The sequence below is a fragment of the Rhizobium sp. N731 genome (genome assembly GCF_001664145.1).
Taxonomy (GTDB): domain Bacteria; phylum Pseudomonadota; class Alphaproteobacteria; order Rhizobiales; family Rhizobiaceae; genus Rhizobium; species Rhizobium esperanzae.
The window spans coordinates 399,767-423,928 of record NZ_CP013606.1; the positions used below are offsets into that span (position 1 = coordinate 399,767).

Here is a 24,162-nt window from a genome sequence, read left to right on the forward strand (position 1 = left end):
CTATTGCCCAGGGACCGGAGTGCCCCTGAATGCATTTGCCGTTCTGTCCATCACCACTTGTTCGACAGTTCCGGAGTCCAGGACTGTGTTCCGTGCGGACGCCTTTTGCACCAACACTGTCGTTACGTCGAGCAATGTCGAATTCCCGGTTGAAAGCAATGCGCTCACTTGTGTTGAAAAACAGGCACTGTTTGGCGCATCGCTCCGGTCTTTTTGAAGTATTTCTGTGGTGGCCACGATGTGGTTGTTGGCTATGTAGTTTCCATTGCCGGAAACTACATTGATTATGACGGGTTTGGCTGCGGGAGGCCTGATATATTGAGTGTCTATGGTGTGTGAAATATGGTTCGCGATCACCGAATTGTTGCTGCCGTCAATCTGCAATAGCCCGAACAGATCATCCAAGCCATTGTCGTACTTCTGCATCGGCGCCCATGGCTCGCGGTCTCGCAGAAAGTGATTTGAGGAGACCAAATTCTCGCAGCAGTTAGCAGCAAAAACCAACATTCCCGGATAAAAGGAATGGAACCTATTTCCTGTGACCGAGGAACGCACCACGCCGGAGAAATGGACACTGCTTGCTCCTCGAGGAAATACGTTGTTCGAGGATACCAGAATGCCGGCGTAGTTCTCGGCGTAAATTGAGTGTCCCCTATATCCGGCGCCGACAAAATTATTTGCTATTCTTGAGGCCTGCCCCATACCTTTCAGTTCGATACAGTTGCCGCACTCTGCGATGAAATTGTTATCTATCGCGAGCGCGTCTGCATCATGAACGGTAACTCCGTGCTCCAGGTAAATAAGACCCATCCCCGTTATTCGGAAGGAGTCATTGGCGCTGCCTACGTAAATTCCCGTTTTGCCGTTCCTGTATGTATTTTCCGCGTCGTCTTGCCCCGAACCATCGTCGGTGAAATGCAAGCCATCGATGCAAAAGTCAGCAAATTCCACAGAGCTTATCCGAGGATTTCCGCTGCGCTTGACATAAAACGCGGCACCAGCAGCCTCACCGTCCGCGGCCTCTGGAGACGTGTCCACAAGGATTCGACTTCCACCCGGCCACACTTCGTGCCAGTGGGCCAACTCGCTTGCGGGTGTGTTGAAGCGGATGCTCGACGACGTAAAACCATGCCCAGAGCCAACGATTTTCAGATAGCTCACGTCTATAACGACTTGAGTGACAAGACGATAATCGCCCGGCGGTATATAGATAACCGATCCAGGTTTTCCGCCGTCATTGGCATCGACCACCGCTTGCCTGTTCTTGATATCCGCAATGATGCTATTGATGACGGCGCCAATATCCTCACGAGGGTTGCCTGTTGGATACTTGGTGACGTCGTAACAATTTTCGCTGAGCATTGTCATGTCTCCTAGGACAGCGAGGGTTAATCTTGTTTCTTTTGGCTGTGCCATCACCAGATGCTGGTGCGGGTGCCCGGGTCAAAGAAGTGAAGTTCTTCGGCATCGACAGCGATGCGCGCGATGTCACCTGCTCGTACTGTGCTCTTTGGGGAAAAACGGGCTACCGCAGCTTTTTGGTCGCCGATGTCGGCGATGGCGTCCGGGTCGCCAGCATCCACCCAAGGTGCATCGATATTCAGATGCACCATGGATTCCGAACCCAGCGCCTCAACAAGAGTGACCGGGGCCGAGATCTCGGCCGAAGAAGGCCGGATTGCCGCGTCGTTCATATGCTCCGGCCGGATGCCGAGAAGGATTTGACGGTGAGACGCACCGTTGAGCGAGGGACGGCATTCGAAAACCCGGTCAGGAATTTCGAAACTGTTGCTGCCCAGGACCACCGTCCTTCCATTCAGAACGGCCTCGTACAAGTTCATCGATGGCGATCCGATAAAAGCCGCAACAAAGACGTTGTCAGGGCGACTGTACAGGTTTTGCGGTGTGTCGACTTGCTGCAGCACACCGCCTTTCATGACAGCGACACGGTCACCCATCGTCATTGCCTCAACCTGATCGTGAGTGACGTAGATCGTGGTGACGTTGAGTTTTCTCTGGAGGCTGGCAATCTCGGCGCGCATCTGCACACGCAGTTTTGCATCGAGATTGGACAGCGGTTCATCCATCAGGAAGGCCGACGGCTGACGGACGATCGCCCGACCCATGGCGACGCGCTGCCGCTGGCCGCCCGAGAGCAGCGCCGGTTTGCGGTCGAGCAGGGCCGTCAGCTCGAGGATGCGCGCGGCCTCGTCCACGCGGCTGGCAATGTCGGATTTCGGCAACCCTGCCATCAGCAGTGGAAAGGCGATGTTTTCGCGCACGGTCTTGTGCGGGTACAGCGCGTAGGATTGAAAGACCATGGCGATGTCGCGATCCTTCGGATCGACATCGTTGACGACTCTGTCCCCGATCCTGAGTTCGCCGCTCGAAATGCTCTCAAGGCCGGCGATCATCCGAAGCGCCGTCGATTTCCCACAACCCGAGGGACCGACAAACACCATGAACTCACCATCCCTGATGTTGAAACTCAGGTCATGCAGCGCATGAAAGCTGTTGCCGTAGATCTTGTTGACGTTGCGTAGTTCTATACCGGCCATATCTCCGCCTCCCTCATCCTTTTACAGCGCCGAAAGTCAGGCCGCCGACGATCTGCTTTTGAAGTGCAAGCGTTACGATGATGACGGGCAGTGAATAGAGCACGGCCGCAGCCGTCATCGCTCCCCAGGCAAGGCCATAGACTGAGTTGTATTCGGCAATGACGATCGGTGCCGTTTTGGTCGCCTCTGACGTCAGCAGCAGTGCGTAAAGGAACTCGTTCCAGCTCGTGATGAAGGTAAAGAGCGCGGTGACGGCGATTCCACCCGTCATGATCGGAAGAATGACCTTCAGAAAGGCCTGGAAACGGGTGCAGCCGTCCATGCGCGCCGCCTCTTCCAGATCCTTCGGAACGCCTTCGAAGAAGGCTGCCATGAGAAGAAGCGCAAGAGGTACCGCGGCTGATGTGTGGGCGAGCACCAGACCGGGAACGGTATCCAGCAAACCGAGCGACTTCAGAAGCTGGAACAATGGCACGCCGAGCGACACCGAGGGCACCATGCGCGTGACCAGCGCGAAAAGCAGGAACAGGGTGGTGATCCGGCGCCGATAGTGGGTCGCGACATAAGCGGCCGGAACCGCCACAGCCAGGGAAAGGATGGTTGTCAGCACTGCCACCATCAGCGAGCTTGCGAAGGCCCGCGGCAGGGTCGATGATTGCAGGACATTGCGAAAATTCTCGAATGAGATCACCACGGGAAAGAAGCTCGGGGGAATCTGCTGGACATCCGCTGCCGGCTTGATCGACGTCATGAGCAGATAGACGTAAGGCAGCGCATAGGACAGGACGAGGACGAGCGCGGCGGCCTTGATTACGATGCCGTTGAGATTGAGGCGGCGCGCACTACGCATGGACCGGCCTCCATATCTTCCAATAGGCAGCGGCGGCCAGAAGCATCATGACGATCAGAAACAGCGTGCCGGAGGCCGAGGCCTCGCCGAGATCGCCGAAGCGCACCATGCGCTGATAGATGTTCATCGAAAACACTTCGGAAGCGTGGTTGGGGCCACCTTGCGTTTGGATCCAGATGAGGTCGAAGGTCTTGGCCGCATCCACCCCACGCACGATGACGACGACGGCGATCACCGGGCGCATCAGCGGCAGCGTGACATGCCAGAAGCGCTTGAAAGCGTTCGCGCCGTCGATCCGCGCCGCCTCGAGCAGGTCCTTGGGAATGTTTGTCAATCCGGCATAGGAGACGAGGGCGACAAAGGATGTCGTCAGCCAGATATCGGCGAAAGAGACGGAATAGATGACGATATCTTCGTCGGACAACCAGGCAATCGCATCGGGGTCGCTGATGACGCCCAGATGGACGAGGCCATAATTCAAGATGCCGATGTTCCCGACCAGGAGAAAGCGCCACAAGAGGCCGGCGACAATGGGCGGCACCATCAATGGCAGCGTGAAGATCGTGCGGTGCCAGCGCGACTGACCGGGGAGCGCCGAAAACAGCAGAGCGGCGCAGAAACCGAAGGTAAATTCGAAGAACAGCGCAAAGATCGAATACTGGATTGTTCTGAATGCGCTTTCGGCGACGCGCTTCGAGGTTAGCGCGTCGATATAGTTCTTGAGCCCGATCCACTCTCGTATGTGGGGAGTAATGGTGTCGACCTTAAAAAAGGAGTCGAACACCAGAAGCCCTACCGGGTATGCGACCAGCAAGCCAAGGATGGCGAGGGCTGGCGCAAGCATGCACAGCACGAATCGGTCTTCACCCGACATGGCGCTCTCCGAAAGCTGATGATGCGAGGAGGACCACCCGTCCTCCTCGCCGCCGAGGGACTAGTCGAGGATGTCTTCGATCGTTTCCTTGGCGTCTGTCAGGACCTTGCCGACATCCGATTTGCACGTCAGGGCCTGCTGCACGGCTGGAAGAACCGCTTCGTCGACAAATTCCTGATATTTTTCGTTCATTGGACGGCCTTGCGTCGCAGGAGCACCCAACGTCTCAAGTAGCGGCGTGAAATGCTCATAACCGGGCTTGCTTGCATAGCCGTTATAGGCCGAGTTCGTCGCGGCCAATCCAAGCGGCGCTTCGATACCGAGGGCATTGTTGGCGATCGCGAAGGCTATGAACTTCTTGGCCGCGTCCTTGTGTTGGGAGGTCGACGGAACGACATTGTACCAAGGACCCGGAATTGCCGCGATTCCGGCATCACCGGCCAGCATCGGGACGACGCCGACCTTTCCGCTGACTTTGGAATCAGCGGGCGTCATCTTGTAGGCGTGCGCCCAGAATTTCATCATCGCCGTCTTGCCTTGATAGAACAGGTTCTGAGCCTCGCCCCAGCCGATCTCGTTCACGTTTTCGGGCACGGAATGATCGATGCAGTGTGGCGCGATGTAGAATTCGAGCGCCTTCCGATGCGCTTCGTTGTCGATGATCACCTTCCCATCCTTGTCGAGGATCACACCTGGCGAGCCCGCCTGAAGCACATGCGCCATCCATTCTTCGGAGAAGCTGCCGATGGTGTCGGTGCCCCAAAAGTCGGTCTTGCCGTCACCATCTGTGTCTCGGGTGAAGAATGTTGCGATGTCGCGCCATTGCTCCCAAGTCTTTGGCGGGGCGAGGGGATAACCATATTTTGCCTGGAACGCTTTCTGTTCCTCCGGCTTGTCGAAGAGGTCCTTGCGATAAAAAACAATTTCGGCATTGGCCCAGGCAGGCATGCCGATCAGTTTGTCACCGATCTTCGCGTCGGCAAGCAAGGCAGGCGGCAGGTCCTTGCGAACCGCATCGGTGAAGAGCGGCGCGAGGTCTTCGACATGGCTTGCGAATTTCGCGTTCCACACGACGTCGATCGTTACCACATCGAAGGCCGATGAGCCGGAGGCGATTTCGGCCGAAAACTTGTCGAAGACGCCCTGATAGGGAACGACGGTGAAGTCCACCTTGATGCCGGTCTCCGCGGTGAACTTCTCTGCGGCCGCCTTCTGCAGCATTTCGCCGCCGCCTTCCACGAGGATATTGATGGTTTCGGCCTTGGCGGAGGCCGCAATGCAAACGAGCGCGAGCGCGCTGGCGCCAAGCAGTTTCTTCATGAATTCCTCCCTTGTTCCGCCGGAAGCACTTGCCTCAGGCTGTTCCATTAACGGGACCATAGGCGCGCTATGACGACGTTGTCAATCGCGATTGTCGACGTTGTCAGAAAAATATGTCGACGTTGTCATGCGTGTGGTTTACAACAGACCCGCATCAGGAGAATTGGTGGACATGGTGAGCATCGTCAGCGTCGCAAAAGCGGCCGGGGTTTCGAATAAAACAGTCTCTCGCGTCATCAATGGCGAGCCCTACGTGACTGAGGAAACCCGGGAGAGGGTGGAAAAGGCTATTCGCGATCTCGGCTATATCCCGAATATGGCGGCGCGCCTCATCCGATCCAGCCGTTCCAACACCTTTGGGATTATCACCGATTATGTTTCCACGACGCCTTATTCGGTCGATATTGTCCGCGGAATTCAGGATTGGGCCAATGCGAACGGGAAAACCATCCTGATCGCCAACACCGGGGGGTCTTCCGAGCGAGAGGTGGAAATCTGGAAAATGTTCCAGTCTCATCGCATCGATGGAGTCCTGTATGTCACCATGTACCGCCGCATTGTGGATCCGGAGACGGGCGATGTCAGCATCCCGACAGTGATGATAAATTGCCGGCCGCAAACAAGGGAGCTCCTGCCGTCCATCGAGCCCGATGATTATCAGGGGGCGCGAGATCTTACCCGGTACCTCCTTGAACGGGGCCATCGCAGAATCGGTTACATCCGGCTCAATCCGATTCTATTGGGAGCCGAACTGCGTCTGGATGCATTTCGCCGGACGACAAGCGAATTCGGTCTCCCGGAGAACGACCTCTCGATCAGCCTTGGCATGGAAGGACCTGTTGGGGCAGAAAACAACTATGTCTTTGCGGCAGCGACAGAAATGCTCAAACAAGACGATCGTCCGACCGCGATCATGAGCGGCAACGACGAAATGGCAATTCAAATCTACATTGCCGCCATGGCACTGGGATTGCGGATTCCACAAGACGTCAGCATCGTCGGCTTTGACGATTTTCGAACAGTCACCATGGCGCTGAAGCCAGAGCTGACCACAGCGGCATTGCCATACTACGATCTCGGCCGAGAGGGTGCGACGTGGCTGAACGATTTGATAGCGGGCGAGAAGATTTATCCGGGCAGTCGGGTTGTCTCTTGCAAGCTGGTTGAACGTAGCTCTGTCGCCTTTAACCCTCATTAGGCGTCGAGATTCTCTCCTGCCTGCCTCGAGTGATTACGTCTGATTTGAGCGTTGCCACAGCTGAACGGTGGTGGTGGAGTGGAGTGGAGAAACGGGTGAATCCGGCGTATTATGTGTTATGGAACTTGAAAGCGCGAGGCAAACGCTGCTGCATAATCGTTTTGAAAATACGCAGCAATATCAATTACTTCTAGCGCGTTCCCAAATCAACGTGCGAGGGTTAGCCAATCGCCGATCGTTGCCCCAGAACGTCGCGTGGGCCGTGTTGCGGGAATGGCCGGGCGCTCAGTTGCTACGGTCTTTCGCACTTCACGCGGGCTGAGCCCGAATTCATGGCTGAAGGCGCGCGTGAAATTGGCCGCAACGTCGAAGCCGGCGGCCTCGGCAATCTCCGCGATCGGCCTGGTGTCGGTCGGGTTGGTCAGATCCGCATAGGCCTGCAGCAATCGACGTTTGCGAATGTAATTGAAGACGCCACCGCTCGTTTCGAACAATTGGTAGAGCCGCGTGCGCGAGATGCCCAGCGCACGGCACATGACGTCAGGCGTCAAGCTGTCTGAATGAAGATTGAGGTGAATATAGCGATGCGCCCGCTCCATCAGCCCCATATTGGTCTGTTCCCGGCCCCGATCCGAACTTGTGGACGATGCAGCGCATGCAACGACCATATCGCCGATCGTCTGGATGATCCGCGGCACCTCCTCCACCGTCAGATTGCCGAGATTGGCTTCCAGGCCATTGATATAGCTGACGAGCAATTCAGCCAGGCTGCCGGAGAGGACGATATTGTTGGCGTTCTGCAGGAGAGGCGCGTCACGGCTCAACAGTTCATAGGGCAAGAAGACGAGCACGGCGACGGAATCGGTCATCCGCCCTCGGTACGGATAACCAAGAGACCTGAAAAATATCTCACCCGGGCCGGTCTCCGTTACCTGCCGATTGGCCTCGGTCCAGGCCCGGCCGCTGCGCAGTATGCCGACGTTCCAGTGATCGATCGGGCTCGAGCGCAGCATGGCCTGATCGCGGATATAGCTGCAGGACTGCGTGCGCTGCTGGACGATGAGAATATCGCCAAGCTGCCAGGCCGTCTGTTCCGCGAGAAAACCGTCGTCCTCTGATTTTCCGTCCGGCAGATGAACATCGACAAGCGGCGCCATGTGTGATCGCCAGGACTGGAACTGTTCATTCGGTGGCAGGTCGTGCGTCGAAAATCGCAAGGGCACCAGCGCCGGAGCAACATCCACCCGATGTTCTTTCTGCGGGGACGGCTCGCGCGGCCAGCGCCGCCGCTCCAGGTGGGCCGGCCATTCCTGTCCCGCAGCGGGCTTATCTCCAGACTCCGTAGCCATCCACTCCTCCAGCGCGTGCATAAGTTACTTATCATATTCCCTGGCGAGCAGAAATGGACGGACCGATAATTTCCAGGATGCGGCGATAACGACAATTGCGCCATGTTCCTATATCTAAATAAGCAATGGTTATTCCGAAGGACGTTCGGAAATTCCAAAATTCTCACTTGCCGGGTGCGATGTAGTTTTAGAGCACTCTCAACGTGAAACGACACTAATCAAAACAAATAAAAGCAGAGGAGGATAGTCGTGAACTATCGGAGCAATATTCGTGCGCGCTTTGCGCGAACACCGTCAGAGACCAGAAGACGCTCGTGAGGCCGGACATCGGCCAATAAGAGCGCGCGAAGGGTTGCGCGCAGCCGAGGTCATCTGTGTCAATGCGTAATGACCCGCGGCTTGCGCGCAACCCCAACCACACCACCCATTGGCGAATTTTTGCAACGCTGCCCTTGCGAAGGCAGAACGGAGGTTAAGATGACCACAGCATGTGAAGAGAAACAAATCGAATTGAAGCCGATTTCGAACTGCAGACGAGAGGTCGAAGTTGCGATGGTGGAAATGCTCGTCAGTTTGCAGAAACGCGGATGGTCCGCTGCGGAATTGGCGTTGGAGCTCGCAGATGCCTCCGAAGATCTCGTCATGCTGATCGCCACCAAACGGCTTCGACCCCATTAATGCCTGTCGCCCTGGAAGTGTGCGACGGTCCCGGGATAACGACGTGCAAAAGACAAAGAACTAATGCGCATCGCATGAATCAAATTGCATGCGATGGGCATTAGAAAAATCGCGGGGAATTGTGCTGTTTCTGTCTCTGGCAGCACGTGAGGCGGCGCAGTTTCCCAGCACCCCATTACCACCCATCCAGTCAGTCGCCGCGCCGGTGAGGGCTTGACCCGGGGGCCGCGCCGATACGGTGTCAGGGCAGTTTCGTCGGCATTTTCTACAGAGCCGAACTGTTTCTGTCGCGGCGTTACGACCATCACTTGCCTACAAATTATAATGCGCTAAATTATGCAAGAATGAGTTGCATCCGTTTGTCCCCGGCAGGGGCCGATGGCTGCAAAGCGATACCTTCGGATGGCAACATGATCTGGAACCATCGCATCACGCGCATCGTTGTCGGCCTGTTGCTCCTGACGCTCGTGGCGGTCGTCTCATTGCCGACGATTACCGGCTTTACCAGCCTTGATGGCACGGTCAACGCGCGGTTTGCCGTCGTTAATGCCCCGATCGATGGGACGATTGCCAAAGAACCACTCAAGGCCGGCAGCGCGGTCAAAGCGGGACAAGCCCTCGCGGAAATCAGAAATACGCGTGTCAATCGCGCAATCCTCGCTTCGCTCGAGGCAGATCGCAACACGGCGCTCGACCGCGTCGCCGCCCTTAAAAAGGAACGAGAGGAACTCTCCGCACTTCGCGAGGAATTGTCTGCCAGATTGGAAGTCTACAAGCAGACCACCATTGCCAATCTCGAACGCGAAGTCGAAATCCTCAGGAAAAAAGTCGAAGTGTCGCAAGCTCAGGATCTGGTCGCGCAGGTCGACCTGAGCAGGCGGGTGCAGCTCGAGTCTAAAGGCATTCTGACGCAGAAGCTGGTCGAGGCCGCGCGTGCCGCCGGAGCTGCGACCGGCGGCGAGGTCGAAATCAGCAACCTGACTGTCGATCAATTGGAGCAGAGGCTCAATGCGGTCCGTCAAGGTATCTTTGTCTTCGGCGATGGGCAAAATGACGTGCCCTATTCGCGCCAGCGCGAGGACGAGGTCGTCGTTCGCATCAACGACTTGAACTCGCGCATAGCGGAGAATGAGACACGCGCCACCGAAGTTCAAAAGCAGCTGGTCAAAGAGGCAGACCGCGTCAACAGCCTTGAATCCGCAACCGCATTAGCGCCATTCGACGGCGTTGTCTGGACCAGGAGTATCGTCAACGGTTCGAACGTCGTGCTGAATGACGAGCTGATGCGCCTCCTCGACTGTCGAGAGCTGTTCGTGGATATCCTTGTTCCCGAGGTCAATTACGACGAGATCTACCCGGGACTTGTTGCGCAGGTGCGCTTGTTCGGCCGCAGCGATGTCTTCAAGGGCACGGTCATTTCCGTCAGAGGCAATTCGGCTTCGGTCGAGGCCGATTCCTTTGCCGCCAGCTTGCCGCCGTCGACGCAACGCAATGCCCGCATTCGGGTTCGCCTCGATCCATCCTTCATGAATAATGATTTTGCGAACTCCTGCCAGGTCGGACGCACAGTGCAGGTCCGGTTTTCCAAACACGGCATCAATCTATCCAACTGGGTGAAAAGCCTGTGGTTCAGTATCTTGTAGCGCTGGTTCCGACCCTAGTCGTTTTGGCGTTCTTTTTCCTGGGGCCGTTCAATTGGTCGCGCCATCACAGCTGGACACGGGCGGTGACCTGCGCGTTCGTCGCAGCACTCGCACTGCGCTACATGTTCTGGCGCTTGACGGAGACAGTGCTTCCCTATCCCAGCGACGGTCCGAGTTTCTACTGGGTCTGGATCCTCTTTGCCGTCGAAGTTTTGGCCTGCTTCGAAGTCATGCTTTTTCTGATATTGATGAGCCGCCATGTCGACCGGAGCGCAGAGGCGGACAGGCTCGGTCGGGTTTTCTTCGCGCGCGACAAGCGGGAGCTGCCGACCGTCGATGTTTTCATTCCCACCTATAACGAGCCGCTCGACGTGCTTGAGCGAACCATCATCGGCGCCCGTTCGCTGGATTATCCTGCCGACAAATTGAGGGTGTATGTGCTTGACGATCAACGCCGCGACTGGCTGAAGGCCTATTGCGAAGAAAAGAACGTCATCCACGTCACGCGCGGCGACAACAGCCATGCCAAAGCGGGCAATATGAACAATGGCCTGAAGGTCAGCTCGGGCGATTTTATTGCGATCTTCGACGCCGATTTTGTTCCTTATCGGCATTTTCTTCGCCGGACGCTGCCCTTCTTTTCCGATGACAGCATCGGCATCGTCCAGACGCCTCAACATTTCTTCAATGTCGATCCGGTGCAATCAAACCTCGGGCTGGAAAACATCTGGCCGGACGAGCAGCGCTTGTTCTTCGACGAGATCGCGCCCAGCCGCGACGCCTGGGACGTCAGCTTCTGCTGCGGATCGTGCTCGATTGCCCGCCGCAAGGCCGTCGACGCAATCGGCGGGTTTCCGACGGAGTCGATCACGGAGGACCTGCTGACCACTCTGTCGATGCTCAACAAGGGCTACAAGACGCGCTACCTGAACGAGCGGCTGTCGATGGGACTGGCCGCCGAAAACCTGACCGGTTATTTTGTGCAGCGCGAACGGTGGTGCCAGGGCGGTATTCAAACCCTCTACCTGTATAATGGCCCACTGCGCGGCCCCGGCTTGACGCTCTTTCAGAGGATCATGTTCCTGCCGGCATCATGGCTGGTGCAGTATCTGGTCCGCTTCATGATCTTGCTCGTCCCCATCGTCTATCTCTGGTTCGGCCTGCTCCCGCTCTATTTCACCGACATAGCCGATTATGTCTCGCATCAGGTGCCGCTGCTGGCGGCGTATTTCCTGCTTATGCTGTGGATCACGCCGACGCGTTATCTGCCTGTTGTTTCCAGCGCCGTCGGGACCTTTGCGACATTCCGCATGCTGCCGACAGTGGTCTCCAGCCTGGTGAGACCGTTTGGCAAGCCGTTCAGGGTGACGCCGAAGGGCAGTGGCAACGAGGCGAACCAGTTCGACCGCTACAGCTTCGCCTGGATCGCAGGCATGATCTCGATCACCGTCTTCGGTCTGCTGCTCAACGTCGTGCCGGAAACGTCGCATGTACAAGGCCAGTTTTCGCCGGTCGCAGCCTGGTGGTCAGGGATCAATATCGTCGTCCTGCTCATCGCGTCGCTCATCTGCTTCGAGAAACCCCGGCGCCTGTTTCATGCGTTCAAGCTCGATGAGCCCGCTGTCGTCGACGATGTCCCCGGCCGGATCGTCAGTTTGGCACTGGACAAGGCGGTCGTTGCCGTCCACAACATGGCCAGATTTCAATCCAAATCGGTGATGCTGAAAATTGCCGGCTTCGACCCGATCAAAGCAGAGCTCGGCCAGGTCACCCAACGACGAAGCAGCATCAGTCGCGGCGGCGATAAGCAGGCCTATTACCTGCACCTTTATTTCGAGCTCAGCGGCTCTGCTCGCGACAGCATGATTGTCAAACTCTACACCGGCCAATATTCGCGGGACATTCGCGACATCGACAAGGTTGCCGTCTCGCTCAATCTGTTGCTGCGGTCATTCGGACGAACGCGCACGTTGTAGTCCGGCTCATGAGGGCCTGCGTGGGCGTCTTCGCGCATGCATCAGCCGCCGGCTGAGAATGTGTCTGTTTTCCGGCTCCGTTCGGCCGCAGCCATTCGCCAAGCTGCCATTCTGGAAAGTTTCCTCATCGCCCGCCACGTCCGCACAGGGAACATTCTGCGGGGCTATCGCGACATTTCGGGCGTGCCCGGCCTTGAAGAGATAAGAACGGGCGCCCGCGATACTTGCCTGGGATAATTGATTATTGAAGGATCGCTCCGAAGGCCGGTGCCGCGGTCACGGCGCAAAGCACTCATGCATCCCACCTGGTGTGTGGGACCTCAGAAGCAGAGAAAGGTAGATCTGTCGCCATGACGGAGCCGCCACTCCTGACGAACTTACTGGTCAGACTGTTCGTCCAGAGTGGAAAGCGCGTCCTGCAGCCTGAGCGCAGCCAGTGCCTTCGTTGCCTCATCAGGGGACCATCCGGCCTCCAGCGCTGCTGACAGGACCAGGGATTCCGTTTGCAGTTCGAGCTTCTCATACAGCGGCTCAATGGCCTCGCGTGCGGTGACAACGTGCTGGTCGGGCGGCGTGATGGGTGTCGCAGCAACCGTAGGCATAATGCTCCTCCTTTTGAACGCTAAGGTTCGAAACCCAATTGCAGGCATGCTTGTTCCGCTCACATCGCATTTTTAGCCGTATCATGGCTGACGGAAACTGTTGCGAAACTCTGGACGGTCGCAACTTCGTCCGCCCGCGGCGCCTCTGGGTCGCAGCGAAAATCTTCGCTCGATGTGAACGAAACTACAGGCTACCGCACAATTGGCGAAAGCGGAAGCGACTTGCGGTAATCATTGAACAAGGCCGCAGCTATGAAGAACGCCGCCCTATCTGGCGAAACCTCCGCCATTTCAGAAGTGCGCGAATGACGATGGCCGCCGGTATCTTCCGGTGGTCGCCGACCGTCCACTCCCTGGCGATCGGTGCGTTCGGGCGACCAGGATGCTTGCGCTCTTCGCCTCTGCTTCGAGCCTGTCATCGGATTGATGCAGGCCCTGCTCGCCTTCGATAAAGGTCTGTCCGTCGGCGACAACGGCGCCGCTGAAGACGTAGAAGATGCGTGAGAACGCCTGCTGCCATCAATCGAACCCGTGCGCCGCGGGGGCTAACTGGCTGGTGGCAATCGTCTTGCTGACGATGCCGATGAATGGCCTTAGTGGCAATCTGAAAACATCCGCCGCAACCGATTCGCTGACGGGATCTCCAATGACCATCGACGCCGCACGAAATCCGCATCCGATCTATTTTGCCGGGGCTTTCGCCACGGGCGGGCTCCTCACCTTCATGGTGCACCTGAACGGCGAGCTGGCGCGCTATGGGAGCCCGCTGTTTTCGTCCTGGACGGCGCACGGCACCGGCATGGTCGCGGCCATCATTCTTCTCCTGCTGGTCCACCGGCGGCGCAGGTCAAAGCCGGAACGAGGCTTGCGGGCGCCTCTCTGGGCCTATCTCGGCGGGCTTTCCGGCGCGGCAACGGTCATGCTGACCTCGACCACGGTCAACTCGCCGCTCGGGCTCTCCGGCACTTTGGCTCTGGGGCTCGCAGGCCAGGTCGTCTTCAGCGTCGCGGCCGACAGCTGGGGACTGTTCGGCCTGCAGAAGCGCCATCCCGATACCCGCGACATCGCGGCACTCGGCCTGGTCGTTGCAGGAGCGGCGCTGATCATCCTGTTCGGGCGAGGTGCTGTATGACGCTCTTCATTCTGCTTGCTTGCCTCGGCGGCGTGCTCGTCGGCCTCAGCCGCCAGCTGAATGGGCGGCTGAGCCTCTCGACGACGCCGCTGATCGCCTCCTTCTGGAATCACGCCATCGGCTTTGCCGCCCTCACCTGCCTCGGTGTCTTCGTCGGCGGCCTGCTTCCCGCGGGTGCTGCCGAGGCGCCCTTGTATGCTTATCTCGGCGGTCCGCTCGGCGTTGTCTTCGTGGCGGCCGGCAGCTGGGCAATTGCGCGGATCGGCGCGGTCAACTCGGCTCTGCTGATCATCGGCGGGCAGATGGTCACCGGGGTGGCGTTTGATTATGTCAGCGGCATGCCGGCCTCCTTCTGGGCGAACGCCGGCGGAATTGCCCTCATCATCGGCGGAATGATGGTCAGCCGGGGACGGCGCAAGGCCGACCGTTCGCGATAGGTCGGCGGGGATGCCTCCCCGCCGCGTCAGCTCGCTGCAGTCTCAAGCAAGGTATTTGGTGAACCAGTCGACCGTTCGCTGCCAGGCGAGCTTGGCGGCCGCCTCGTCGTAGCGCGGCGTCGTATCGTTGTGGAAGCCGTGATTGACGTCGGGGTAGATATAGGCCTCGTAGGTCTTGCCGGCCGATTTCAGCGCCGCTTCATAGGCCGGCCAGCCTTCGTTGACGCCCTTGTCCAGGCCGGCATAGTGGAGAAGCAGCGGCGCCTTGATCTTCGGCACGTCCTCGGCGCGCGGCTGCCGGCCGTAGAACGGCACGGCGGCGGCCAGTTCGGGATAGGCGACCGCCGCGGCGTTGGCGACACCGCCGCCATAGCAGAAGCCGACAATGCCGACCTTGCCGGTGGTGAGATCGCTCTTCATCAAATATTCGACCGCCGCGAAAAAGTCGTTCATCAGTTTTTCCGGATCGACCTTCTGCTGCAGCTCCCGTCCCTTTTCGTCATTGCCCGGGTAGCCGCCGACCGAAGTGAGGCCGTCGGGCGCCAGCGCGATGAAACCGGCCTTCGCCACGCGCCGCGCCACATCCTCGATATAGGGATTGAGTCCCCTGTTCTCATGCACGACCACCACGGCGGCGACCTTGCCGGTGGCGTTTTTGGGGCGGACGAGATAGCCGCGGACGTCGCCATTTCCTTTCGGCGAGGGATAGGTGATGTATTCGGCGGAGATATCGGGATCGGTTGCCTCGACCTGGGTCGCCAGCGCATAATTCGGGCTCAGCGACGCCAGAATGGCGGCCGCGGTGACGCCGCCGACGGCGAATTTGGCCGCCCGATCGAGAAACTCGCGCTTGGTGATCCTCCCATGCGCGTAATAATCGTAGAGTTCGAGCAGTTCCTGTGGGAAATCCTTGGCGGTCATGCGGGTCATGATGGCTCCTCCTGGCCTCGGGTTCTCGCTGCATCCTACACAGGTAAGCGCGCCGCTCTTTTCAATATTTCGCGAGTTGCGCGTGAGCTTGCCGGCGCAAAAGCGGTCTGCAGCCACGCGTTTGCCTGCGAGATTCCAGCCTCCACGGCGCGCGCTTTCGATCGGGCAAGTGCGCATGCCGCCGGTTGCAGCACCTATGCGTCAGCCGATCATCGGATTATGAAAATTAATTTCATGCTCGCGTCTTGCGGCCCGTTTTCTATTGACGCCTTCCGATTTTTGTCCCAACTTAAAGAAAATAAATTACTTAAATCGGGAACTGGATCGGCATGAAAGTGGGCATCATCGGGCTCGGATTCCGGCTCGGCTACCTCGGTTACGTCTTCAAAGCGATCGATAGCAGCTTCGACATCGTCGGCTACGTGGATCCCGATCCCGCCGGCCTTCCTGGTTTGACGGAAAAGGGCATTTCGGCCGGCAAGGCCTATGGCTCGCCGGAAGAGCTGCTCGCCTCCGAAAAGCTCGATCTGCTGATGATCGGCTCTCCCAACCACATGCATCTCGGCCATATCAGGCTCGGACTGCAGGCCGGGCTCAAGGTCTTCTGCGAAAAGCCGATCGTCACGACGATCGCCGAAAGCATCGAGCTCGCCCATCTGATGGCGAAGTTCGGTCATGAGCGGCTGATGGTCGGCCTGGTGCTGCGCTACTCCCCGCTTTACAAGGATCTGCGCGCCATCCAGGCCGAGGGCAAGCTCGGCCAGATCGTCTCGATCGAGGCATCCGAACATATCGAGCCCTATCACGGCGCCTTCTTCATGCGCGACTGGCGCCGCTACGAGCGCTATTCCGGCAGCTTCATGCTGGAAAAATGCTGCCATGACCTCGACCTTTATAATGGCGTCGTCGGCGCAAGGCCGGAGCGGGTCGCCAGTTTCGGCGGCCGCAAAAGCTTCATTCCGGCCAACGACCCGGCCCGCGAGGGAATCAACGATCTCGAGCTTTTCCACCGCAAGCCGAGCGGCTGGATGGGCTCCGACAAGGTCTTCGACAGCGATGCCGACATCATCGATTACCAGGTGGCGATCGTCGAATATGAAAACGGCGTCGGCATGAACTTCCACACCAATCTCAACGTGCCCGACCAGTTCCGCCGCTTCGCCATCATGGGCTCGCGCGGCATGGCCGAAGGCGATTTCGTCCGCGGCTATCTCGACGTGCACGAGCAGCTGACCGGCAAGAAGGTGGTCGAAAACAAATATGCCGCCACCGAACTCTCCCAGCATTACGGCGCCGATGAACAGATGGCGAGCGACCTCTTGGAGAGCGTGCGCACCGGGCTCGAATTGCCCGTTTCCACGCTGAACGCGCTCGAGGCCGGCATCCTGGCGCTGGCCATGGACGAAGCGAGGATGAAGAAAACCGTCGTCGACCTGCGTCCGATCTGGGACCGCTTCGACGAGGCCCTTCACGCAAGAGCGGCTTGAGGACGGCGGCAAGATGAGTGTCCAACGAAGCGCCTTCATCTTTGCCTGGATCCTTCTTCTTCCGGCTGTTCTCTATGTTCTCGCCATCGTCGCCTATCCCCTCGTCGACACCTTCATTCTCTCCTTCACCGACGCGTCGCTGAAGAAGACCACCAATTGGGTCGGCTGGATCAATTACGAGAAGATCTTCAACGCCACCTTTGCCGAGGTGATCCTGCGCACCTTCGTCTGGACCTTCTTCTCGGTCGCCCTGAAAATGGTGATCGGCACCTTCGGCGCCTGCATGCTGAACGCCGCCGTGCCCGGCCGCTCGTTGTTCCGGCTCTTGACCATGCCGCCCTGGATCGTGCCGATGGCGATCGGCATCTTCATGTGGGGCTGGATGTATAATGGCCAGTTCGGAATGATCTCGGGCCTGCTGCAGCGTTTCGGCCTCGTCGATGGTCCGGTCGCCTTCCTCGCCTATGGCAGCACCGCCTTCTGGGCGACGATCGTCACCGATGTCTGGATCGGCGTGCCGCTGGTGACGATCTATTTCCTGGCGGCGATCCAGTCGATCCCGAAGGATCTCTACGAGGCCGCCTGGACCGACGGCGCCGGCCGCTGGTACCGCTTCCGCCGCATCACCCTGCCGCTGATGGTGCCGGCCATCATCACCATGTCGATGCTGTCCTTGATCGCCACCTTCAACTCGTTCGACATTATCTGGATCCTGACGCAGGGCGGCCCGAGCGGCGAGACGACGACGATGATCATCGATACCTACCAGACGGCCATCGGCTCGAAGAAATACGGCGAAGGTGCTGCGCGCGCCGTCCTGATCTGCATCTTCCTGTCGCTCTTCTGCTTCGCCTATTTCCGCGTCACCCGCCGCCTCAACCCGGAGAAGCGCGCATGAGCAGTGCTGCCATGATCGACCGTTACCGCTGGTGGGAGATCATCCTGATCTATTGCGGCATTGCGGTGTTCCTGTTCTTCGTGCTAGCGCCCTTTGTCGAGGGCTTCCTGGTGTCGCTGAAGCCGCTCGCCCAGCTTTTCTCCTCGCCCTATCGTTTCTGGCCGGAGAACGGCTCGTTCGAAGCCTACCGGACGATGTGGGTCAGCGTGCCGGGCTTCGGGCGCTATATCTTCAACTCCTTCTTCATCTCGATCATCGTCACGCTGATCGTGCTCTGCCTCGTCATTCCGGCGGCCTATGCCTTCGCCAAGTTCGAATTCAAGGGCATGGGCATCCTGCTCGGCGCCTTCCTGACGGTGAACATGTTCTCCGGCGCCGTGCTTCTGATCCCGCTCTTCCGGCTGATGCGCAGCATGGGCGTGCTCAACACCTATCTCGCCATGATCGTGCCGGGTGTCGCCTTCCTCATCCCGTCGGCGATCTGGCTGCTGCGCACCTATATGATCCGCATTCCCCAGGAGCTCAACGAAGCCGCCTTCATGGATGGCGCCAGCCACTTCTACACGCTTCGCCGCGTCATCCTGCCCATTGCGATGCCGGGAATCATCGTCGTCGCCATCACCACCTTCATCGGCGCCTACGCCCAGCAATTCATCTTCGCGCTGACCTTCAACTCGAAGAGTGAATACATGCCCTTGCCGGTGGGGCTCTTTGCTTACTTCGGCAAGCAGGAGGTCATCTGGAACGAACTGATGGCGGCTTCCTTCGTCGGCATCGCGCCGGCGATGGTCGTCATCTTCTTCCTTCAGCGTTATCTCGTCGGCGGCCTGACCGCCGGTGCGGTGAAACAATAAAAGCAAAAACGAGTGAACAGCTAACCAGAATGGGAGTTACGACGTGAGCATAACAATCAAGACAGGCCTTATGGCGCTCGCCTTGCTCGGTTCGACGGCACTGACCGCAGTCACTGCCCATGCCGCCGACAAGGAAATCAGCTGGATCTATTGCGGCGACACGATCGACCCGGTCCACACCAAATACATCAAGCAGTGGGAAGAAAAGAACGCCGGCTGGAAGGTCACGCCTGAAGTCGTCGGCTGGGCGCAGTGCCAGGACAAGGCAACGACGCTTGCCGCCGCCGGCACGCCGGTTGCCATGGCCTATGTCGGTTCGCGCACGCTGAAGGAGTTCGCCCAGAACGATCTCATCGTCAAGGTGCCGATGACGGATGAGGAAAAGAAGGCTTATTACCCCCACATCGTCGATACGGTGACCTTCGAGGGCACGCAGTGGGGCGTTCCGATCGCCTTCTCCACCAAGGCGCTCTATTGGAACAAGGATCTGTTCAAGCAGGCCGGCCTCGATCCCGAAAAGCCGCCGAAGACCTGGGCCGAAGAAATCGAGATGGCCAAAACCATCAAGGAAAAGACCGGCATTCCGGGCTTCGGTCTCTCGGCCAAGACCTTCGACAACACGATGCACCAGTTCATGCATTGGGTTTACACCAACAATGGCAGCGTGATCGATGCCGATGGCAAGATCACCCTCGACAGCCCGCAGATTCTCGCCGCGCTGAAGGCCTATAAGGATATCGTTCCCTACTCCGAAGAAGGCCCGACGGCCTATGAGCAGAACGAAGTCCGCGCCATCTTCCTCGACGGCAAGGTTGCCATGATCCAGGCCGGATCGGGTGCGGCCTCCCGCCTGAAGGAGACGAAGATCAGCTGGGGCATCACCACGCTGCCGCTCGGCCCCGATGCCAAGGGCCCCGGCACGCTCCTGATCACCGACAGCCTGGCGATCTTCAAGGGTTCGGGCGTCGAGGACAAGGCGACCGAATTCGCCAAGTTCATCACCTCGCCGGAAGTTCAGTCGGAGTACGAATTGCAGGGCGGCGCCGGCCTCACCCCGCTGCGCCCCTCGGCAAAGGTCGACGAATTCGTCGCCAAGGATCCCTACTGGAAGCCGCTCATCGAGGGCATCAGCTATGGTGGTCCCGAGCCGCTTTTCACCGACTATAAGGGCTTCCAGAACTCGATGATCGAGATGATCCAGTCGGTGGTGACAGGCAAGGCCGAACCGGAAGCCGCGCTCAAGAAAGCTGCCGGCGAAATCGAAGCCTTCAAGTAAGCACTCCTGAATCTCCCTGGGGTCGCGGCACAAGCCGCGGCCCCTCCCCTCTATCGAATGTGCGACGAAGGCCGCCGGCGGAGACAGATTTTTGGGACAGCTCCTTCTCAACAATGTTCAGAAATTCTACGGCGACTACGAAGTTCTGAAGGGCGTGCAGCTCGAGGTGAAGAACGGCGAGTTCGTCGTCTTCGTCGGCCCGTCCGGCTGCGGAAAATCCACCCTGCTGCGGATGATCGCCGGCCTCGATGCAACGACCGCAGGCGACATCATCATCAACGGCGTCAGGGTCAACGACCTGCCGCCGGTCAAGCGCGGCATCGCCATGGTGTTCCAGTCCTACGCGCTCTATCCGCATATGACGGTATTCGAGAACATCGCCTTCCCGCTGCGCGTCGAGAAGATGGAAGAGGCAAAGCTCAAGGCCAAGGTGGAAAACGCCGCGCGCATCCTGCATCTCGATCAGCGGCTGCAGCAGAAGCCCGGCATGCTCTCCGGCGGCCAGCGCCAGCGCGTCGCGATCGGCCGCGCCATCGTGCGCGAACCGAAGATCTTCCTGTTCGACGAGCCGCTCTCCAACCTCGACGCGGCGCTGCGCGCCGATATGCGCATCGAGCTTGCCAAGCTGCATCGGCAGCTGAAGGCGACGATGATCTATGTGACGCACGACCAGGTCGAAGCCATGACGATGGCCGACCGCATCGTCGTGCTCGACGCCGGCAATATCTCGCAGACCGGCGCGCCGCTGGAGCTTTACCACAAGCCCGCCAACCAGTTCGTCGCCGGCTTCATCGGCAACCCGAAAATGAATTTCCTGCCCGTCACCTGCAAGGGCGTCAGCGCCGCCGGCGTCGAAGTCGATTATCTCGGCCAGACCGCCGTCCTGCCGGTGACCCCGCGCGACGGCATGGCGGGCAAGACGCTGACGCTCGGCATCCGCCCGGAGCACATCCAGCTGAACGGCGGCGATATCGTCTTCACCGTCACCCCGACCGTCATCGAGCGCCTCGGCGCCAATACGGTCGCTTACGCCTCACTCAACGGCGAGGCCGAAAATTTCTGCGCCATGCTGCCCGGCAGCGTCGGCATCCGCCCGGACACGCCTGTGTCAACCGGCATCAACGCCGCCGATTGCCATCTCTTCGACGAGGCGGGCATTGCCTTCGAGCGGCGCGTGGAACTGACGGAAATCGATATGAACGTGATCAATCCGACGGCGGCATGAGCTGGCTCTGTTCGAGACATCCCGTCGATCATCGCTGCTGCCTATCGCGGACATTCGCGAGGATGGCTGCAATGCTCTCTCATCTCGGCCGTTGATTAGCCCGACCTCGATCCAGACATCCTCCACGCAATGCGGCCCATGAATGGGATTTCCGGGAGTACGCAGCCAACGGCCGCCTAAGGAGAAATCACAACAAGAGCGCTGGAAATTTCCTCGCCTTCCCGGCGGTAACTGTGCGGAACGCTTGAGTCAAAATAGATGGCGTCGCCGGCATCCAGCGCCGTCTCCTTGCCGTCCACATTGACGACAAGCCGACCGCTGAGCACGTAGATGAACTCAGCACTGCCATGTTGATGCGGCTCCGAGGGTGGCGAATCGATCGGGAACTCGGCGTAGAACGCCTCCATGCGGCGGTCAGCAGCGGGATAGTCCAGGCTTTCGAAGAAAAAGGCAGGGCGCTTTTCGCCCGGCGGGCTTGGAAGTTTGAGACGTTGCTCCTTTCGAACGACCGCGATGAGCGGCTCCTCCTTGTCGGCTTTGAAGAAGTGATCGAGGCCGACCCCAAAAACCATGGCGATGCGAAGCAGCGTCGGCAACGTAGGAAACATCTGCCCGCGCTCGATCTTCGAAAGCATCGCAGGCGAGAGCCCCGTATGCCCCGCCAGTTGCACCAGCCCCAGCTTCTTTCTCAGGCGCAATGCCTTGATACGAGGGCCGATCGCGTAGCGCTGAAGCTCGTTGGAGAGCGTGTCGGAAAGCACGTCGTAAACTCCTTTTCGTTTCGGGAAACTAACACGGCGACAATTTTCACCACAAGATAATTGTGTTTGTCCTCACGAAAATTTGAGTGGCAATAAAACCGATGTTCTCCAAATGAAAATGGTGAGGTGCAATGGGCACCCGTCATCGAGAGGAGAATGACATGAAAATGAAGAGCCTTTTGTTCGCTGCAGCGATGGTGTTCGGCAGCAGCTTCAGCGCAGTCGCCGCGGAGAAGGATGTTGTCAATACTGCCGTGGAGGCAGGTAAATTCAAGACGTTGGCGACCGCGCTCGAAGCGGCAGGCCTGGTCACCACTCTCAAAGGAGCAGGTCCGTTCACGGTCTTTGCTCCGACCGATGAAGCCTTCGCCAAGTTGCCGGCCGGTACCGTCGAAAGCCTGTTGAAGCCGGAGAACAAGCAAAAGCTCACCGAGATACTCACTTACCATGTGGTCGCGGGGAAGGTCATGGCTAAGGACGTGGCCGGTATCGATGAAGCGAAGTCGGTCAATGGCAAAATGATCGACATCGATGTCGATGGCTCCACAGTCAAGGTCAATGACGCCGCCGTCACCTCTGCCGACATTGCTGCCTCGAACGGCGTCATCCATGTCATCGACAAGGTGATCATGCCGCCGGAAGGCTGACCGCGTCCTCGATCTGGAGAACAACCATGAAGATCATCAACATTGTCACGCTCACCCTCCTAGTCGTAGGCGGGCTGAACTGGGGTCTGGTCGGGCTATTTGGCTTTGACCTTGTGGCCGCCATCTTCGGGGCTGGCTCGGCTCTCGCCCGGATTGTTTACATCCTGGTGGGGCTATCGGCGGCCTGGCAGGTCATACCCCTGTCTTCTGCAATGGGCTCCGGCGAGTTTGCCGCTCGCCAGAACCGATAGGATGTTCGGAGGGACCCGCTTACAGCGTGGGCGGTTCCCTCCATTTTTTGGCGGATGGACATGCATTCCCTCCTTGTGCTGGTCGCCTTCCAGGTCGCGAGCTTTGCCGCGGCGGCTACCGGTGTGATGTTCCGGCCAGGCGACTGGTACAAGCAGCTCGACAAGCCGGATTGGCGCCCGCCGGATTGGCTGTTCGCCCCGGTCTGGACGGCTCTTTATGCATCGATCGGATTGTCGGGCTGGCTCCTATGGCGAGAGGCAGGCGTTACTGGCGCAGCACTCCCGCTCGGCGTCTATGCAGTCCAACTTCTGCTCAATGCTGCGTGGTCGCCGCTCTTTTTTGGACTTCACCGACCCGGGCTAGCCGCGGCGGAGATCATGCTGCTTTGGGGTGCGATTCTGGCGACAATCATCCTGTTTTACCCGGCGAATGCGGCGGCTGCCTTGTTGCTTGTTCCTTACCTTATGTGGGTGAGTTTTGCAGCGGCACTGAACCTCTCGATCTGGCGGCGCAACCGCTCGAAGCCACGATCGGAGGGCGCCCGATGAAGGTGCGGTGGCTCGTCGTGAATGATCGGATGCAGCAAGGCTACCGATACGCTCTCGCTGCGCCAATCGGCAGCAAGTTTCATCCCGATTTCCGGCCGGAGCTGACACCCGCCGAGATGCTTGCGCTTGGCGTGTTCGGCGGCAAGTACATGACGGATTGTCGCGACGAATTCCCGGAAAGTTGGTTTGCAGAGGCCCGTCTGTCGTCGCTGCGAAAAGATCCGTCGCTGAATTGCTTCGGGGTCGACGCCAGCCAACCGCTCAGCGTCTGGCGGGCCAAGGGATGGATACACGCCGACGATCCGCGTGGCTGGTTCCAGTGGTACTGCCGCTATTACCAAGGTCGCCGCATGCCCGGCGAGGACGAGCGGCAGATCGCCCGTTGGAAAGCCATTCGCCGTCATGTCGCTCAGCTTCGCCGAGCCTGCGAGCCTGGAGATTGCTGGTGCCGGCCGCGTCAGCGCCAGGCTCTGATGCATTGGGCATATGACAGCCGCTCGATTTGATAATCCATTTGCTGCTGCAGGGCATCGCCAGCGACGCGTGCAACTGACCGATATGGACGTGATCAACCCGGCGGCGGTCCGAACGGCTCGTTCGGCGCCGGCGGATCGGCCTGGCCGAATTGACTCGCGTGGCGCTTTCACGGCCAGGACGCCGCCGGCTG

The 24,162-nt window shown here is 58.8% G+C and carries 24 protein-coding genes and 1 pseudogene; 15 read left to right on the forward strand and 10 right to left on the reverse strand.

What is annotated here, in order from left to right; all coding sequences use genetic code 11:
* From AMK02_RS29345 to AMK02_RS29365, 5 genes are read right to left on the reverse strand one after another with little or no spacing between them, the layout of a single operon-like run.
* Positions 1-1,362: a NosD domain-containing protein gene (locus AMK02_RS29345; RefSeq protein ID WP_064808660.1), complete on the reverse strand. Its 1,362-nt coding sequence runs from the start codon at positions 1,360-1,362 to the stop codon at positions 1-3.
* Positions 1,363-1,415: 53 nt separating this feature from the next.
* On the reverse strand, positions 1,416-2,558 hold the full coding sequence (locus tag AMK02_RS29350) for an ABC transporter ATP-binding protein (RefSeq protein WP_064808662.1): 1,143 nt from the start codon (positions 2,556-2,558) through the stop codon (positions 1,416-1,418).
* A 13-nt stretch (positions 2,559-2,571) separates the two neighbouring features.
* Positions 2,572-3,408 (reverse strand): carbohydrate ABC transporter permease, encoded by an 837-nt coding sequence (locus AMK02_RS29355; protein WP_064808664.1) that lies wholly within the window; start codon positions 3,406-3,408, stop codon positions 2,572-2,574.
* Positions 3,401-4,282 carry a carbohydrate ABC transporter permease gene (locus AMK02_RS29360; RefSeq protein ID WP_003594698.1) on the reverse strand — a complete coding sequence of 294 codons (882 nt, stop codon included), beginning with the start codon at positions 4,280-4,282 and terminating at the stop codon, positions 3,401-3,403. Before AMK02_RS29360 ends, AMK02_RS29355 begins: the two co-directional genes overlap by 8 nt.
* Positions 4,283-4,342: 60 nt before the next feature.
* Positions 4,343-5,602 carry an ABC transporter substrate-binding protein gene (locus tag AMK02_RS29365; protein WP_064808666.1) on the reverse strand — a complete coding sequence of 420 codons (1,260 nt, stop codon included), beginning with the start codon at positions 5,600-5,602 and terminating at the stop codon, positions 4,343-4,345.
* A gap of 172 nt (positions 5,603-5,774) precedes the next feature.
* On the opposite strand from AMK02_RS29365, the gene AMK02_RS29370 reads away from it, so the two are divergent.
* Entirely contained in the window at positions 5,775-6,800 is a 1,026-nt protein-coding gene (locus AMK02_RS29370; protein ID WP_064808667.1) for a LacI family DNA-binding transcriptional regulator, read from the forward strand.
* 206 nt (positions 6,801-7,006) lie between these two features.
* On the opposite strand, the gene AMK02_RS29375 is transcribed toward AMK02_RS29370, so the two are convergent.
* Complete coding sequence (locus tag AMK02_RS29375) at positions 7,007-8,149, reverse strand: helix-turn-helix domain-containing protein (RefSeq protein ID WP_064808669.1); 1,143 nt, start codon at positions 8,147-8,149, stop codon at positions 7,007-7,009.
* Positions 8,150-8,626: 477 nt separating this feature from the next.
* Between AMK02_RS29375 and AMK02_RS32650 the strand changes: the two genes are divergently transcribed.
* The 3 genes from AMK02_RS32650 (at position 8,627) to AMK02_RS29390 (ending at position 12,446) form a co-directional block, all read left to right on the forward strand.
* The gene (locus AMK02_RS32650; protein ID WP_064808671.1) at positions 8,627-8,827 is read left to right on the forward strand and encodes a hypothetical protein; all 201 of its coding nucleotides are present in this window, start codon (positions 8,627-8,629) and stop codon (positions 8,825-8,827) included.
* A 410-nt stretch (positions 8,828-9,237) separates the two neighbouring features.
* A complete protein-coding gene (locus tag AMK02_RS29385; RefSeq protein WP_064808673.1) occupies positions 9,238-10,470 on the forward strand; it encodes an HlyD family secretion protein in 1,233 nt (410 codons plus the stop codon).
* Positions 10,452-12,446: a glycosyltransferase gene (locus AMK02_RS29390; protein ID WP_064808674.1), complete on the forward strand. Its 1,995-nt coding sequence runs from the start codon at positions 10,452-10,454 to the stop codon at positions 12,444-12,446. Before AMK02_RS29385 ends, AMK02_RS29390 begins: the two co-directional genes overlap by 19 nt.
* A 377-nt stretch (positions 12,447-12,823) precedes the next feature.
* On the opposite strand, the gene AMK02_RS29400 is transcribed toward AMK02_RS29390, so the two are convergent.
* Together AMK02_RS29400 and AMK02_RS32655 are read right to left on the reverse strand one after the other, a co-directional pair.
* Positions 12,824-13,048, reverse strand: a complete 225-nt coding sequence (locus AMK02_RS29400) for a hypothetical protein (protein ID WP_009995706.1) — start codon at positions 13,046-13,048, stop codon at positions 12,824-12,826.
* A gap of 250 nt (positions 13,049-13,298) precedes the next feature.
* Positions 13,299-13,543: pseudogene (locus AMK02_RS32655) on the reverse strand (pirin family protein); the annotation flags it as partial.
* Positions 13,544-13,694: 151 nt separating this feature from the next.
* On the opposite strand from AMK02_RS32655, the gene AMK02_RS29405 reads away from it, so the two are divergent.
* Positions 13,695-14,180: a DMT family transporter gene (locus AMK02_RS29405; protein ID WP_064808858.1), complete on the forward strand. Its 486-nt coding sequence runs from the start codon at positions 13,695-13,697 to the stop codon at positions 14,178-14,180.
* The gene (locus tag AMK02_RS29410; RefSeq protein ID WP_064808678.1) at positions 14,177-14,617 is read left to right on the forward strand and encodes a DMT family transporter; all 441 of its coding nucleotides are present in this window, start codon (positions 14,177-14,179) and stop codon (positions 14,615-14,617) included. The genes AMK02_RS29405 and AMK02_RS29410 overlap by 4 nt, the downstream gene beginning before the upstream one ends.
* 42 nt (positions 14,618-14,659) lie before the next feature.
* Here the strand turns inward: AMK02_RS29410 and yghX are convergent, their stop codons facing one another.
* Positions 14,660-15,547, reverse strand: coding sequence for a YghX family hydrolase (gene yghX / locus AMK02_RS29415; RefSeq protein WP_012490663.1), 888 nt, complete (start codon positions 15,545-15,547; stop codon positions 14,660-14,662).
* A 329-nt stretch (positions 15,548-15,876) separates the two neighbouring features.
* Here yghX and AMK02_RS29420 point away from each other — a divergent pair, with 329 nt between their 5' ends.
* The 5 genes from AMK02_RS29420 to AMK02_RS29440 all read left to right on the forward strand — a co-directional run bounded on the left by AMK02_RS29420 (position 15,877) and on the right by AMK02_RS29440 (position 21,287).
* Positions 15,877-17,034 carry a Gfo/Idh/MocA family protein gene (locus AMK02_RS29420; protein ID WP_012490664.1) on the forward strand — a complete coding sequence of 386 codons (1,158 nt, stop codon included), beginning with the start codon at positions 15,877-15,879 and terminating at the stop codon, positions 17,032-17,034.
* Positions 17,035-17,047: 13 nt separating this feature from the next.
* Entirely contained in the window at positions 17,048-17,932 is an 885-nt protein-coding gene (locus tag AMK02_RS29425) for a carbohydrate ABC transporter permease (RefSeq protein WP_011428222.1), read from the forward strand.
* Entirely contained in the window at positions 17,929-18,786 is an 858-nt protein-coding gene (locus AMK02_RS29430; RefSeq protein WP_064808680.1) for a carbohydrate ABC transporter permease, read from the forward strand. Before AMK02_RS29425 ends, AMK02_RS29430 begins: the two co-directional genes overlap by 4 nt.
* 70 nt (positions 18,787-18,856) lie before the next feature.
* The gene (locus AMK02_RS29435) at positions 18,857-20,062 is read left to right on the forward strand and encodes an ABC transporter substrate-binding protein (protein ID WP_064808683.1); all 1,206 of its coding nucleotides are present in this window, start codon (positions 18,857-18,859) and stop codon (positions 20,060-20,062) included.
* Positions 20,063-20,153: 91 nt separating this feature from the next.
* Positions 20,154-21,287, forward strand: a complete 1,134-nt coding sequence (locus AMK02_RS29440; RefSeq protein WP_064808685.1) for an ABC transporter ATP-binding protein — start codon at positions 20,154-20,156, stop codon at positions 21,285-21,287.
* 176 nt (positions 21,288-21,463) lie between these two features.
* Here the strand turns inward: AMK02_RS29440 and AMK02_RS29445 are convergent, their stop codons facing one another.
* On the reverse strand, positions 21,464-22,048 hold the full coding sequence (locus AMK02_RS29445; RefSeq protein WP_040111560.1) for a helix-turn-helix domain-containing protein: 585 nt from the start codon (positions 22,046-22,048) through the stop codon (positions 21,464-21,466).
* A gap of 161 nt (positions 22,049-22,209) precedes the next feature.
* Here AMK02_RS29445 and AMK02_RS29450 point away from each other — a divergent pair, with 161 nt between their 5' ends.
* Genes AMK02_RS29450 through AMK02_RS29465 form a run of 4 tightly spaced genes read left to right on the forward strand, consistent with a single transcriptional unit; the run spans position 22,210 to position 24,001 of the window.
* The gene (locus AMK02_RS29450; protein WP_009990021.1) at positions 22,210-22,695 is read left to right on the forward strand and encodes a fasciclin domain-containing protein; all 486 of its coding nucleotides are present in this window, start codon (positions 22,210-22,212) and stop codon (positions 22,693-22,695) included.
* A 26-nt stretch (positions 22,696-22,721) separates the two neighbouring features.
* On the forward strand, positions 22,722-22,946 hold the full coding sequence (locus AMK02_RS29455) for a DUF378 domain-containing protein (protein WP_009990023.1): 225 nt from the start codon (positions 22,722-22,724) through the stop codon (positions 22,944-22,946).
* 60 nt (positions 22,947-23,006) lie between these two features.
* Entirely contained in the window at positions 23,007-23,495 is a 489-nt protein-coding gene (locus AMK02_RS29460) for a TspO/MBR family protein (protein ID WP_064808687.1), read from the forward strand.
* Positions 23,492-24,001, forward strand: a complete 510-nt coding sequence (locus AMK02_RS29465; protein ID WP_064808689.1) for a hypothetical protein — start codon at positions 23,492-23,494, stop codon at positions 23,999-24,001. The genes AMK02_RS29460 and AMK02_RS29465 overlap by 4 nt, the downstream gene beginning before the upstream one ends.
* Positions 24,002-24,162 lie beyond the last annotated feature (161 nt).